This is a genomic window from Paenarthrobacter sp. YAF11_1 (assembly GCF_052113445.1).
Lineage (GTDB): Bacteria > Actinomycetota > Actinomycetes > Actinomycetales > Micrococcaceae > Arthrobacter.
This window is the reverse complement of sequence record NZ_JBFRDF010000002.1, coordinates 119,067-131,960: the sequence shown is the minus strand read 5'-3', so window position 1 is coordinate 131,960 and position 12,894 is coordinate 119,067. Positions and strand designations below refer to the sequence as shown.

General features: G+C 62.6%; 10 protein-coding genes. 4 read left to right on the top strand and 6 right to left on the bottom strand.

The features are described from left to right. Window positions 1-104 precede the first annotated feature (104 nt). The 3 genes from AB4Y77_RS04680 to AB4Y77_RS04670 are packed head-to-tail and all read right to left on the bottom strand — an operon-like array spanning window position 105 to window position 3,730. Window positions 105-1,031, bottom strand: coding sequence for a MaoC family dehydratase (locus AB4Y77_RS04680; RefSeq protein WP_442013104.1), 927 nt, complete (start codon window positions 1,029-1,031; stop codon window positions 105-107). Next, the gene (locus AB4Y77_RS04675) at window positions 1,028-2,368 is read right to left on the bottom strand and encodes a 3-oxoacyl-ACP reductase (protein WP_442013103.1); all 1,341 of its coding nucleotides are present in this window, start codon (window positions 2,366-2,368) and stop codon (window positions 1,028-1,030) included. The genes AB4Y77_RS04680 and AB4Y77_RS04675 overlap by 4 nt, the downstream gene beginning before the upstream one ends. Before the next feature lie 9 nt (window positions 2,369-2,377). After that, the gene (locus tag AB4Y77_RS04670) at window positions 2,378-3,730 is read right to left on the bottom strand and encodes an acetyl-CoA C-acetyltransferase (protein ID WP_311213333.1); all 1,353 of its coding nucleotides are present in this window, start codon (window positions 3,728-3,730) and stop codon (window positions 2,378-2,380) included. On the opposite strand from AB4Y77_RS04670, the gene AB4Y77_RS04665 reads away from it, so the two are divergent. Then, window positions 3,729-4,484 (top strand): TetR/AcrR family transcriptional regulator, encoded by a 756-nt coding sequence (locus tag AB4Y77_RS04665; protein ID WP_311213383.1) that lies wholly within the window; start codon window positions 3,729-3,731, stop codon window positions 4,482-4,484. The genes AB4Y77_RS04670 and AB4Y77_RS04665 overlap by 2 nt on opposite strands. 46 nt (window positions 4,485-4,530) lie before the next feature. Continuing rightward, window positions 4,531-6,633 carry an acyl-CoA dehydrogenase family protein gene (locus AB4Y77_RS04660; protein WP_442013102.1) on the top strand — a complete coding sequence of 701 codons (2,103 nt, stop codon included), beginning with the start codon at window positions 4,531-4,533 and terminating at the stop codon, window positions 6,631-6,633. Between the two features lie 121 nt (window positions 6,634-6,754). On the opposite strand, the gene glgA is transcribed toward AB4Y77_RS04660, so the two are convergent. Continuing rightward, window positions 6,755-7,951, bottom strand: a complete 1,197-nt coding sequence (gene glgA, locus AB4Y77_RS04655) for a glycogen synthase (RefSeq protein WP_311213331.1) — start codon at window positions 7,949-7,951, stop codon at window positions 6,755-6,757. 93 nt (window positions 7,952-8,044) lie between these two features. Between glgA and glgC the strand changes: the two genes are divergently transcribed. After that, window positions 8,045-9,457 carry a glucose-1-phosphate adenylyltransferase gene (gene glgC / locus AB4Y77_RS04650; protein WP_311213330.1) on the top strand — a complete coding sequence of 471 codons (1,413 nt, stop codon included), beginning with the start codon at window positions 8,045-8,047 and terminating at the stop codon, window positions 9,455-9,457. A gap of 73 nt (window positions 9,458-9,530) precedes the next feature. Next, the gene (locus AB4Y77_RS04645) at window positions 9,531-10,982 is read left to right on the top strand and encodes an SDR family NAD(P)-dependent oxidoreductase (protein WP_311213329.1); all 1,452 of its coding nucleotides are present in this window, start codon (window positions 9,531-9,533) and stop codon (window positions 10,980-10,982) included. A gap of 85 nt (window positions 10,983-11,067) precedes the next feature. On the opposite strand, the gene AB4Y77_RS04640 is transcribed toward AB4Y77_RS04645, so the two are convergent. Then, window positions 11,068-11,919, bottom strand: a complete 852-nt coding sequence (locus tag AB4Y77_RS04640; protein WP_089595100.1) for a transglutaminase family protein — start codon at window positions 11,917-11,919, stop codon at window positions 11,068-11,070. Beyond that, window positions 11,916-12,842: an alpha-E domain-containing protein gene (locus AB4Y77_RS04635; RefSeq protein ID WP_026540668.1), complete on the bottom strand. Its 927-nt coding sequence runs from the start codon at window positions 12,840-12,842 to the stop codon at window positions 11,916-11,918. Before AB4Y77_RS04635 ends, AB4Y77_RS04640 begins: the two co-directional genes overlap by 4 nt. Between the last annotated feature and the right edge of the window lie 52 nt (window positions 12,843-12,894).

The following is a 12,894-nucleotide window of genomic DNA, read 5'->3' as shown; positions in this document are numbered from 1 at the left end:
GCCTTATGTCCCGCCCTGCGTTTCCAGGGCAGCAGTCAAGGATTAACGACGACGGCGGTCACCTTTCGGTGACCGCCGTCGTTCCGTTATCGACGGGAGCTTGCTCAGCCCAACGCCGCCACAGTGCCGGTGAAGTGCCGCCGGCCGCTGCGGGCATTCCACGCTACATAATCCGAACGTTCCCAACTGCCTGAACCAGACTGAACCGTGGAAATATCCACGGCGACCCGTGCCGGGAGGAACACCGGGGCCTCAAAGGCAACGTCCCAGGTATACGAATCGGATTTGACGGCCCCCACGTCAGCCAGCGCACGGGAAGCAAGGTACATTCCGTGGGCAATTGACCCGCGTAAGCCCAGTGCCTTGGCAGAAAGGACGCTGAGGTGGATCGGGTTGAAGTCGCCGGAGACCGTTGCGTAGCTTCGGCCTGTGTCCAAACCGAGTTGCCACAGCGCGGTGGGGTTGGGAGGAGAAAAGTCGCTGGGTGCTGATGCTCCGTTCGCACTTCCGGGTTTGTCGATGCCCGGCAGGAAGACGCCCTTGGCCAAGTAGGTGGAGGCGCCACGCCAGAGCAGGGTGCCGCTGGACGCCGAGCGGACCTCCGCCACAACATCCACCTGCGTTCCGGCTTTGTGGCCAGCAAGGTTCTCAGCCCAGGACCGGATGTCCAAGGCCTCGGAGAAGGCTATGGGAACCCGTTGTTCCACATGGTTCTTCAGGTGGATCATGCCCAGGAGCGGCAGCGGGAAATCATCCCGGTTCATGACGCTCAACGACACCGGAAAGGCCAGGGCATGGACATATCCGGCCGGCAGGGTGTCGCTGGCGGTCTCCCCCAGCAGATGTTGGTAAGCGGTCAGGTTTCCCACGTCTGCCTTGACGTTACGCACTTCGTGGCTGACCGAGGGCACGGTGTGCTGGCTCGTGGACGCGCCCAACACCCGACGGCGGGCGGCGCTTGTTGCCGCGTTGACGTAGAGCTTGGACAGTGAGGGCAGCTCGCCAAGGATCACTGGCTGGGGATTGGTCATGCTCCCACCAATTGCTGACCACAGACCCGCAATACCTGACCTGAAATTCCTCCAGCGGCATCACTGGCCAAAAAGGCAATGGTCTCGGCGACGTCCCGGGGCTGTCCGCCCTGCTTGAGTGAGTTAAGCCTGCGGGCAGCCTCGCGGATGGCGAAGGGCATCCTGGCCGTCATTTCGGTTTCAATGAATCCGGGGGCCACCGCGTTGATGGTTCCATCAAAAGGTTCCATCAGCGGGGCTGTAGACCGCACCATCCCGATCACCCCGCCCTTGGAGGCGCCGTAATTGGTCTGGCCCCTGTTTCCGGCAATGCCGCTGGTGGAAGCCACCGACACGATGCGCGGTGCGACCTTGAAGTGTTCGGACGCGAGAAGGACCTCGTTGATGCTCAGCTGGGCTGTGATATTAACGGCGATCACTGACTGCCAACGGCTTTCATCCATGTTCGCGAGCAGCCTGTCACGGGTGATTCCCGCGTTGTGGACCACGATGTCGAGCCGGCCGTGGCGTTCCACTGCGTGTTCGATGATCCGGTGCCCGGCGTCGTCACGACTGATATCGAGCTGAAGGGCGGTGCCCCGTACCTCGTTGGCCACTGCAGCCAGGTGGTCCCCGGCCGCCGGGATGTCCACGGCAACCACTGTGGCGCCGTCGCGGTGCAGAGTCCGGGCGATGGCAGCTCCAATACCCCGGGCCGCCCCGGTGACGACTGCGACCTTGCCGGCCAACGGCTTGTCCGGGTCGCTGGGCAAAGCCCCTGACGCCGAGCTGACCGTCAGGAACTGTCCGTCCACATAGGCAGAACGCCCGGAGAGGAAGAACCTCAGTGCGCCCAATGCCGACGGGCTGGTGGTGGCGAGGTCGTCGTCGAGCAGTATGCCATTGGCGGTGGAGCCAGTGCGGAGTTCCTTAGCCAAGGACCGCACCAGCCCGTCAATGCCTTGGCGTGCAGCAGCCGCGGCAGGGGTTTGGGCTGATTGGGACGTCCGGGAGATGGTGACCACCCTTGCGTTGGTGCCCAGATCACGGAGCGAAGTGCCTGCGGTCAGTACCGGCTTGGCAAGGTCTGCGGGATGCTGGACGGCATCGAGGACCATAATGATGGCCCCCAGCTTTTCCTTGGGCAACGCGTTCCGCCGGACATCAAGACCCCATCCGAGGAGTGTGGTGGCAATATCATCCGCACCTGGGCTGTCTCCGTTGACCAGGACTGGGCCGGTGACCAGCGGGCTGCCGGGTTGGTAGCGGCGAAGTTCCACCGGTTGCGGCAATCCGAGCCGTTTGGCAACGTCCCTGCCCAGTCCGCGGCTCACCAGTTGTGTGTATTTGTCCGTCATGGAGCTCCCCTATGCTGCTTCCAGAAGGGCGACGACGCCCTGGCCGCCTGCGGCGCAAACGGAGATCAGGCCACGGGCCGGACGCCCGTCAACTGCGCCCTTCTCATGCAGCATTTTCGCAAGGGAGGCCACAATCCTGCCACCTGTAGCGGCGAATGGGTGCCCGGCAGCCAAGGACGAGCCGTTGACGTTGAGCTTGGCCCGGTCCACCTTTCCGAGTGCGCCATCGAGTCCAAGCCTGGTGCGGCCAAAGTCCTCATCCTCCCAGGCGGAGAGCGTGCTCAGGACCGTGCCGGCGAATGCCTCGTGGATTTCGAAGAAATCGATGTCCTCGAACGTCAAGCCGTGACGGGCCAGGAGTCGCGGAACGGCGAACACGGGCGCCATGAGGAGGCCGTCCTTGCCGTGCACGAAGTCTACCGCGGCGGCTTCTCCGTCCAGGACCGTTGCGAGCTTGGGCAGGCCGTGGGCGTCGGCCCACTCATTGGTTGCGAGCAGGACGGTGGACGCGCCGTCAGTGAGTGGTGTGGAGTTGCCCGCCGTCATGGTCGCTTCCGCGCCGAGGTTCTTGCCGAAGACCGGCTTCAGCGATCCGAGTTTCTCCAAAGTGGTATCTGCGCGCAGGTTGGAGTCGCGGTTGAGGCCGCGGTACGGGGTAATGAGGTCATCAAAGAAGCCACGCTCGTAAGCTGCAGCGAGATTGCGGTGGCTGTTGAAGGCAAGTTCATCCTGGGCCTCGCGGGTGATCTTCCACTGCGCCGTAGTGAGTGCCTGGTGCTCCCCCATGGACAGGCCGGTGCGAGGCTCACCCGTATTCGGTGCGTCCGGGGCCAGGTCCTTGGGGCGGATGCGTCCGATGATCTTGAGCTTTTGTACAGGGGTTTTGGCGCGGTTCAGGTCCAGCAGGATCTCGCGCAGTCCCTCGCTTACGGCGATGGGGGCATCGGACGCCGAATCCACTCCGCCGGCAATGGCTGAATCGATCTGCCCCAGCTTGATCTTGTTGGACAGCCCGATCACTGTTTCAAGCCCGGTTGCGCAAGCCTGCTGAAGATCATATGCAGGGGTTTCAGGTGACAGCGCTGAGCCGAGGACGGCTTCCCGCGTGAGGTTGAAATCCCTCGAGTGCTTGAGCACGGCTCCGGCAGCTACCTCGCCAATGCGTTCGTCCTGCAGCCCGAACCTGGCGATCAACCCGTCCAGTGCCGCGGTGAGCATGTCCTGGTTGGAGGACTTGACGTACGCTCCCCCCGTGCGGGCAAACGGGATGCGGTTGCCGCCCACAATGACCGCTTTGCGTGGTGCGTGGGTGGTGGTAGCCGGTTCGCCGGTTCCACCCGTGGTGACGTCTGCTGCAGCCATGCTGGTCTCCTTCGATCAATGCCAGTTACTGATACCCAGCGTACCTGATACGCTGGGTATCGTGAACAACCGCCACGAAGAATTCGCCAGTGCTGCAGCGGACGCGCAGAATACCGCCGTCGACGGCCGGACCGCCCGCTGGCAGTCCCACCGCGAGGAGCGGCGTGCCGAACTCATCCGGCAAGCCCGCAAGGCCGTTCACAGGCTAGGCAGTGACGCGTCCATGGAGGACATCGCGGGAGCCGCCGGAACGTCCAAGTCCGTTTTCTACCGCTATTTCGGTGACAAAGCCGGACTTCAGCAAGCCATGGGCGAGGTAGTGCTGGGGCAGATGCAGCGCCGCATGCAGGAAGCCGCACAGTTGGCCCAGACACCCCGCGAAGGGTTGTTTGCCATGGTCTCCGCCTACCTGCAGATGGCCGAATCAAGCCCCCACGTCTATGCGTTCATTACCCGGCTCACCCCAGGTGAAGCGTCAGCGCAGGACGCCATCGCCGCGTCTGGAGCGCTGGGGAACTTCTTTGAGCAAATCACTGAAATGATCGCCACCCCCATGCGGGAGTACCTGGGCGAAGAGAAGGAAGCGGTGCTTGTGTATTGGCCCACCGCCGCAATCGGACTCGTCAGGAACGCCGGAGAGATGTGGCTCGGCAGCCCGGCAGGCGGAGCCAAGCCGGACCAGGAAACCATGGCGGCGCAAATCACTGACTGGCTGTGCCTCGGCATTGCTCCAGCACTCAAGACATCCACCTGACACCAGCAATGACTCATCAGTTGTCGGAACCAAAGAAGGAAGCAACATGACTGAAGTAGTGGACCGGACTGCATCCGCCCAAGACCCCACGGGCAGTAAGGACGCTGCCGCCACTGGCGCCGAGCCTGTGGTGGACGTGGCCGCGCTGGGAGAGCAACTCCTCGGCAAGTGGGCTCATATCCGCCATGAGGCACGCAAAGTGGCCGGCAATCCGGTGGTACAAAAGATCGAAGGGCTGCACCACACCGAGCACCGCGCCCGCGTGTTCGAGCAATTGAAGTTCCTGGTGGACAACAACACCGTGCATCGTGCCTTCCCCACCCGGTTGGGTGGCTCCGACGATCACGGAGGCAACATTGCAGGCTTCGAAGAGATCGTTACCGCCGATCCGTCCCTTCAGATCAAGGCAGGCGTCCAGTGGGGCCTGTTCGGCTCTGCCGTGATGCACCTCGGCACGGTGGACCATCAGGACAAGTGGCTCCCCGGCATCATGAGCCTGGAGATTCCCGGCTGCTTCGCGATGACCGAGACCGGCCATGGCTCTGACGTTGCCAGCATCGCCACCACGGCGACATACGACGAAGCCAGCCAGGAATTCGTCATCAACACACCTTTCCGTGCGGCGTGGAAGGACTACATCGGCAATGCAGCCAACGACGGCCTGGCCGCTGTGGTGTTTGCCCAGTTGATCACCAAGAACGTCAACCACGGAGTCCACGCTTTCTATGTGGAACTGCGCGATCCCGCTACCAAGGAATTCCTCCCCGGCATCGGTGGCGAAGACGACGGCATCAAGGGCGGACTCAACGGCATCGACAACGGCCGGTTGCACTTCACGGATGTACGGATCCCCCGCACCAACCTGCTGAACCGCTACGGGGATGTGGCTGTTGACGGCACCTACTCCTCCAGCATCGGCAGCCCCGGGCGCCGTTTCTTCACCATGCTCGGCACCCTCGTCCAAGGGCGTGTTTCCCTGGACGGAGCAGCGGTTGCCGCCAGCAAGGTGGCCTTGAAGACGGCCATCCAGTACGCCACCGAACGCCGTCAGTTCAACGCATCCTCGGCAACCGATGAGGAAGTCCTCCTGGATTACCAGCGTCACCAGCGCCGACTGTTCACCCGGCTCGCCACTACCTACGCGGCCAGCTTCGCGCACGAGCAACTCCTGCAGAAATTCGACGACGTCTTCTCCGGCGCGCACGACACCGACGCCGACCGCCAGGACCTGGAGACGCTGGCAGCCGCCCTCAAGCCGCTGAGCACCTGGCATGCCCTGGACACGCTCCAGGAATGCCGCGAAGCCTGTGGTGGCGCCGGATTCCTGATCGAAAACCGCTTTGCCTCCCTCCGTGCGGACCTTGATGTGTATGTCACCTTCGAAGGCGACAACACCGTGCTGCTGCAGTTGGTGGCCAAGCGGCTCCTTGCCGACTACGCCAAGGAATTCCGCAGCGCTGATTTTGGTGTCCTTGCACGCTATGTGGTGGACCAGGCTGCCGGTGTGGCCCTCCACCGGACGGGCCTTCGCCAGGTGGCCCAGTTTGTGGCCGACACCGGATCGGTTCAGAAGGCGGCTTTGGCTTTGCGGGACGAGGAAGGCCAGCGCACCCTCCTGGCTGACCGCGTGCAGTCCATGGTCGCCGAGGTCGGTTCTGCACTGAAGGGAGCCAACAAACTCCCCCAGCACCAGGCCGCGGCCCTGTTCAACCAGCACCAACACGAACTCATAGAAGCGGCCCAGGCACACGCTGAACTGCTCCAGTGGGAAGCTTTCACCGAGGCCCTGACCCATGTCACGGATGAGGGAACCAAGCGCGTGCTGACCTGGCTGCGCGACCTGTTCGGTTTGTCCCTGATTGAGAAGCACCTTTCCTGGTACTTGATGAACGGCAGGCTCTCGATGCAGCGTGGCCGAACGGTGGGCACGTATATCAACAGGTTGCTCGTCAAGATCCGCCCGCACGCTGTGGACCTCGTTGATGCTTTCGGCTACGGTCCTGAGCACCTGCGGGCCTCGATCGCGACCGGCGCAGAATCCACCCGTCAGGACGAGGCACGGAAGCACTTCCGTGAGCAGCGGGCCAGCGGCAGTGCACCCGCAGACGAGAAAACCCTTCTTGCCCTGAAAGCGTCCAAAACCCGCTAGCAGAGCCAACCAGCCGCGAGGTTAACATTCGCGGAACTGTTGAAAAGCACGACGGCGCCGTCCCCACCAAAGGGGGCGGCGCCGTCGTGCTTTCATTTTCTGCTGTTGGAGCGCTGCCGGTTTAGCGCAGGACCGACCGGTAGACCTCAAGCGTTGTTTCCGTAATGGATTCCCAGGAGAAGTGCTCTTCCGCGCGGCGGCGCCCCGCTATACCCATTTCGCGGGCACGTGCAGGATCTGCCACCACCTCGTTCAAGGCTGCCGCGAAGTCGCTGACGAATTTCTCCGGGTCCAGGGGCGTCCCGGTTCCGTCGGTGACTTGCTCCAGCTGCACCAGGAGTCCGGTTTCGCCGTGCTGGACCACTTCCGGAATCCCGCCGGTGGCACTGGCCACTACCGCCGCACCGCATGCCATGGCTTCGAGGTTCACGATGCCCAGCGGCTCGTAGATCGAAGGGCAGGCGAATGCCGTGGCATGGCTGAGCACCTGGATGAGTTCCTTTCGGGGCAGCATCCGCTCGATAAGGACGACCCCTTGGCGCTTGGTCTGCAGTTCCTCGATGAGCCGTGCAGTTTCGGCGGCAAGCTCGGGAGTATCGGCGGCTCCCAGGCACAGGACCAACTGGACGTCGTCAGGCAGGCTTGACGCCGCCCGAAGCAGGTACGGCACCCCCTTCTGGCGGGTGTTGCGTCCAACGAAAACCACGCTGGGCTTGGCGGGATCGATGCCCAGCGCACGAATTGCGTCATCCTCTTCATCGCGTTCCCAGAGGGAAACATCAATGCCGTTGTGGACGACTCGGACTTTGTCGGGATCGACGTCCGGGTAGCTGCGGAGGATGTCCTGGCGCATGCCGTCGGAGACAGCGATGATCGCAGCGGCTGCCTCATAGGCTGTTTTCTCCACCCAGGAGGACAGTGCGTAGCCGCCCCCCAGCTGCTCAGCCTTCCACGGGCGCAGGGGCTCAAGGCTGTGGGCGCTGAGCACATGGGGAATTCCGTGCAGCAGCGAGGCGAGGTGGCCCGCCATGTTGGCGTACCACGTGTGCGAGTGGACCAGGTCCGCTCCCGCAATGTCCGGAACGATCCTCAGGTCCACGCCCAGGGTTTGGAGGGCGGCGTTGGCATCGCCGAGGTCGTCGGGCGTGGCGTAGGACGCCACCGAAGCCCCGTGATAGTCGGCATCACGCGGCGCGCCGAAGGCCCGGACGTGAAGGTCGACGTGCTTTGCCAGCACCCGGCTGAGCTCGGCAACGTGGACACCGGCACCGCCATAAATTTCCGGAGGGAATTCTTTAGTCACAATGTCTATTCGCACGCTAACCAACGTAGTCGTTCCGGCGTATGTGTTCTAGTGTGAAAGAGTCCGGAAAATCGGACTTTTGGGGGATACGAAGACGTACGGGGAGCTGTGACCATGGCGTTGAAGAAAGTTCTGGCAATCGTATTGGCAGGCGGAGAAGGCAATCGACTCATGCCGCTGACGGCGGATCGGGCCAAGCCCGCGGTTCCGTTCGCAGGCGGCTACAGGTTAATTGACTTTGCACTATCCAATCTCGTCAATTCGGGATATTTGAAAATCGTTGTACTGACGCAGTACAAATCGCACAGCCTCGACCGGCACATCTCGGAAACCTGGCGTATGTCAACGCAACTGGGCCGGTATGTAGCTTCTGTTCCCGCGCAGCAACGCGTGGGTAAGAGTTGGTTCCTTGGCAGTGCCAACGCCATCTACCAATCGCTGAACCTCATCCATGACGACGCCCCGGACATCGTGGTTGTGGTCGGCGCCGACCACGTGTACCGCATGGACTTCTCCCAAATGGTGGAGCAGCACATTGCCAGTGGCGCGAAAGCGACTGTTGCTGCTGTGCGGCAGCCCCTGAACATGGCCAACCAATTCGGCGTGATCGAGGTAGACCAGAACGATCCCCAGAAAATCGCCGCGTTCGTCGAAAAGCCTGCCAGCACCCCCGGGCTGGCAGCAGATCCCACACAGTTCCTGGCATCCATGGGCAACTACGTCTTCAACGCAGACGCCCTGGTGGAAGCCCTGCATGTTGACGCTGAAAGACTTGATACCAAGCACGACATGGGCGGGGACATCATCCCCTACTTCGTGGACCAGGGCGAAGCAGGCGTGTATGACTTCACGCTCAATGACATCCCCGGTGCCACCGACAGGGACCGGACTTACTGGCGCGATGTCGGTACCATCGACTCGTTCTATGACGCCCACATGGACCTCATCTCCCCCGTGCCGATCTTCAACCTCTATAACTCCGAGTGGCCGATTTACACGCGCCAGAGCATCTCGCCCCCTGCCAAGTTTGTCCGTGGCGAGAACAACACCGTGGGTACGGCCCTCGATTCCATTGTTGCCAGCGGCGTGGTGGTTTCGGGTGGCATCGTCGAAGGTTCCGTGATCTCCAACGACGCCTATGTGGCCGCCGGCAGCCGTGTCCAGGACTCCGTCCTCATGGACAAGGTTCGGGTAGGCGAAGGCGCTGTGATTAAGCGGGCCATCCTGGACAAGAACGTGAAGGTTCCTGCAGGAGCGGCCATCGGCCTGGACCCCGCCCTGGACAAGGCGCGGGGATACAAGGTGACGGAGTCAGGCATCACGGTACTGGCCAAGGGCCAGCTCGTGCCCGAGCCCGGCGAGGCGGAGCTCGCGCTGTCCGCGCAACACCGCCGTGGACTGCCCGAGGCTGTCAAGGCGGCCACCCATGATGATCCGGACATCCGCGACTCGGCCGAAAAGGTAGCAGCAGGAATCCAGTCACGCGTCGCGGACGCCGCAGCGCAGGGTGCCTCGCACTAAGCGTTGGGCGCCCGGCTGACGCCGACAGAACCCGGGGCAGGCCACTGGCTCCCAAGGCTGTAAAATCAGGTCAATGAGCTCCACCGATCTGACGCCTGAAGAGATCCAGGCCTGCCTCAAGGTTCTGACCACGATCCACGTCTATGACGAGGAGCACCCGGACTACGTTGCAGTCCGCCGTGCCACCGGCAAGATGTTCAAAGCCGTCAAGCGACACCGCCGGGTCACCAAGCGCGATTCCATCGCCGAGGCAGACCGGGCCGTCATCGCCCTGACGGCAACCGCCGCTCCGGACCGCATTGACGACGAAACCCGCGGCAACAAGCTGGCGCCCTCCGCCACCGGCGAGGTCGCCGGTCACCTCATCCGCTCGCGTCCCTGCTACATCTGCAAAAAGCACTACACGCAGGTTGATGCCTTTTACCACCAGCTCTGCCCTGAATGCGCGGCCTTCAGCCACAGCAAGCGTGATGCACGCACCGATCTCACAGGACGCAGGGCTTTGTTGACCGGCGGACGCGCCAAGATCGGCATGTACATCGCACTGCGCCTGCTCAGGGATGGCGCCCACACCACCATCACCACCCGCTTCCCCAAAGACGCGGCCCGTCGTTTTGCTGCCATGGAAGACAGCGGCGAGTGGCTGCACCGGCTGAGGATCGTCGGCATCGACCTCCGTGACCCGGCCCAGGTGATGGCTCTCACGGACTCCCTCAACAAGGCCGGCCCGCTGGACATCATCATCAACAACGCGGCCCAGACCGTTCGGCGCTCCGGCAATGCGTACAAGCCCTTGGTGGATGCAGAGGACGAGCCATTGCCCGCGGCCCTTGACGCTGCCAACGGTGGCCCCGAATTGGTCACGTTCGGCCATGCCCATGACAAACACCCCTTGGCCCTTGCCAGCAGCGTCACCGAGCACCCCGTCCTGGCGGGCGATGCCATCACCTCCCTGGCACTCTCCACCGGATCGGCGTCACTGGAACGGATCGAGTCGGGAACGGCGATCGATGCCGGCGGCTTGGTTCCTGACCTCGCGTCGATCAACAGCTGGACTCAAGTGGTGGACGAGGTGGATCCCTTGGAGATGCTCGAGGTCCAACTGTGCAACGTCACTGCTCCCTTCCTGCTGGTGAGCCGCCTTCGGGATGCCATGAAGCGATCCACGGCGCATCGGAAGTACATCGTCAACGTCTCGGCCATGGAGGGGCAGTTCTCCCGTGCGTACAAGGGCCCCGGACACCCCCACACCAACATGGCCAAGGCCGCGTTGAACATGATGACCCGGACCAGCGCCCAGGAAATGCTGGACTCCGATGGCATCCTCATGACGGCAGTGGACACGGGATGGATTACCGACGAACGCCCGCACTACACGAAGGTCAGGCTCATGGAAGAAGGTTTCCATGCGCCATTGGATCTGGTGGATGGCGCCGCGAGAGTCTACGACCCCATCGTGATGGGCGAAAAGGGCGAGGACCAATACGGAGTCTTCCTGAAGGACTACAAGCCCTCGCCCTGGTAAAATCTGAAGTTTTTGTACAGATAAGGCCCCTAAGAGCAGTTCTTTGGGGCCTTATCTGTACTCAAATTCCTGTACGAGCCAACTCCTACGCGAGGCGCGTGATCTCCACGGAAACCGAGAGTCCCGAACCGCCGCCGCCGGACAGGATGCCCTTCAGCGGGGGAACATCGCGGTAGTCACGGCCCCGCGCCACCGTGACGTGGTAATCACCTGCCGGCTTGTGGTTGGTGGGGTCCCAGCTGCGCCATTCCCCATCCCACCATTCCAGCCACGCGTGCGACTGGCCCGCAACGGTTTCGCCAATGTCGGCCGAGGACCTCGGGTGTATGTACCCCGAAACATAGCGGGCGGGGATGCCGCTGCAGCGCAATGCCCCAATGGCCAAATGGGCCAGGTCCTGGCACACGCCCTGGCGCTGGGACCAGGCCTGTTCGGCATTGGTCGTCACCCCGGTGGTGCCCTTCATATAGGTCATCTCACCGGCCATCCAGGCGAACACTGCCAAGGCTGCCTCGTGGGGATTCTTCCCCTCCACAACACCGGGAACAATGCCCAGGACTTCCTCGCCCGGTCCACTGAGCCTGGACTGGGGCAACCAGTCGCTGAACTCGTCCTGGACCTTGTCCGACGCAATGACGTCCCATCCGACGATGTCGTCCTCGACTGCCACGCGTTCGGTCCGGTGCACTTCCACGGTGGCCGTGGCAAGGACCTCAAGGCTCTCATGCGGCATTTGCATATCGAATGCCGTGACCCTGGTACCCCAATAGTCACGGTAGGTGCTGACGGACGCCTGGTTGGGTGAGACCTTCAGCGAGGACTCCAGGACCACCTGCTGGCCGTCGGTCAGGGGTGTCATCCGGGCCTCGTTATAAGACAACGTCACGCGGCGGTTGTACTTGTAAGCCGTCTTGTGGACGATGCTCAGCCGGGTCATGAAACTTCTCCCACCCAGGCGTGCTCATCAGCCTGATTGAAGTACTTACGGGAAATCGCATCGGACGCCTGCGTCACGGCCTTCTGCACGCGTTCCATGTGCTCGGGCAGCTCGGACATGAGGTCGTCTGTGCGGTGGAACTCGAGGAACGTGCGGGCCTGGCCAACAATGCGCCGGGCATCGTTGATGAAGCCCACACGCTGGGCTGATGGGTCCAGTTTCGCGAGGCATTCATCGGCATCGCGCAGGGCGTAGACGATGGACCGCGGGAACAAGCGGTCCAACAGCAGGAATTCCGCGGCATGCTGGTCTCCGAAAGCCGCCCTGCGTGTACGGATAAAGGACTCATAGGCGCCTGCGCACCGGAGCATGTTGACCCACGACATTCCTGCAGACTGGACATCGCGCGTAGACAGCATGCGGGCAGTCATGTCCGCCCGCTCCAGGGAACGGCCCAGCACCATGAACAACCAGCTCTCGTCATGGCTGACGGTGGTGTCCGCAAGGCCGCGGACCATTGCTGTCCGCTCCAGGACCCAGTTGCAGAAACGGTAGGTTCCCACCACGTCCTTGCGATGCTGGTTGAGGCCGTAATACGTGGTGTTGAGGCTTTCCCACAGGGACTGCGAGACAGTTTCCCGGGCACGCCGTGCATTCTCGCGTGCAGCCCCCAGGGAGCCGGCAATGGAGGACGCGCTCTGTTTGTCATACGCCAGGGCATGGAGGAGCTCAGGGAGGCCGAAATCCTCGCTCTGGGGCTTGGCGCCCATCACGGCAAGGAGTTCCCGGGCTACGCTCCGCTGCTCTTCGAGGGGCAGGTGGTTCAGTCGTTCGAGGTGCACATCCAGGATCCTGGACGTGCCATCGGCGCGTTCTACGTAGCGTCCGATCCAAAAGAGAGACTCAGCAATACGGCTCAGCATGGAACTGCCTCCTTCGAGTGGTGCAGGTCGAAGTTCAAGTGGGTATGGAGCG

Bases quoted from the DNA above. Each gene is read 5' to 3' on its own strand.
- AB4Y77_RS04680 (WP_442013104.1), bottom strand. From the start codon at position 1,031: ATGACCAATCCCCAGCCAGTGATCCTTGGCGAGCTGCCCTCACTGTCC.
- AB4Y77_RS04675 (WP_442013103.1), bottom strand. From the start codon at position 2,368: ATGACGGACAAATACACACAACTGGTGAGCCGCGGACTGGGCAGGGAC.
- AB4Y77_RS04665 (WP_311213383.1), top strand. From the start codon at position 3,729: ATGCTGGTCTCCTTCGATCAATGCCAGTTACTGATACCCAGCGTACCT.
- AB4Y77_RS04670 (WP_311213333.1), bottom strand. From the start codon at position 3,730: ATGGCTGCAGCAGACGTCACCACGGGTGGAACCGGCGAACCGGCTACC.
- AB4Y77_RS04660 (WP_442013102.1), top strand. From the start codon at position 4,531: ATGACTGAAGTAGTGGACCGGACTGCATCCGCCCAAGACCCCACGGGC.
- AB4Y77_RS04645 (WP_311213329.1), top strand. From the start codon at position 9,531: ATGAGCTCCACCGATCTGACGCCTGAAGAGATCCAGGCCTGCCTCAAG.
- AB4Y77_RS04640 (WP_089595100.1), bottom strand. From the start codon at position 11,919: ATGACCCGGCTGAGCATCGTCCACAAGACGGCTTACAAGTACAACCGC.
- AB4Y77_RS04635 (WP_026540668.1), bottom strand. From the start codon at position 12,842: ATGCTGAGCCGTATTGCTGAGTCTCTCTTTTGGATCGGACGCTACGTA.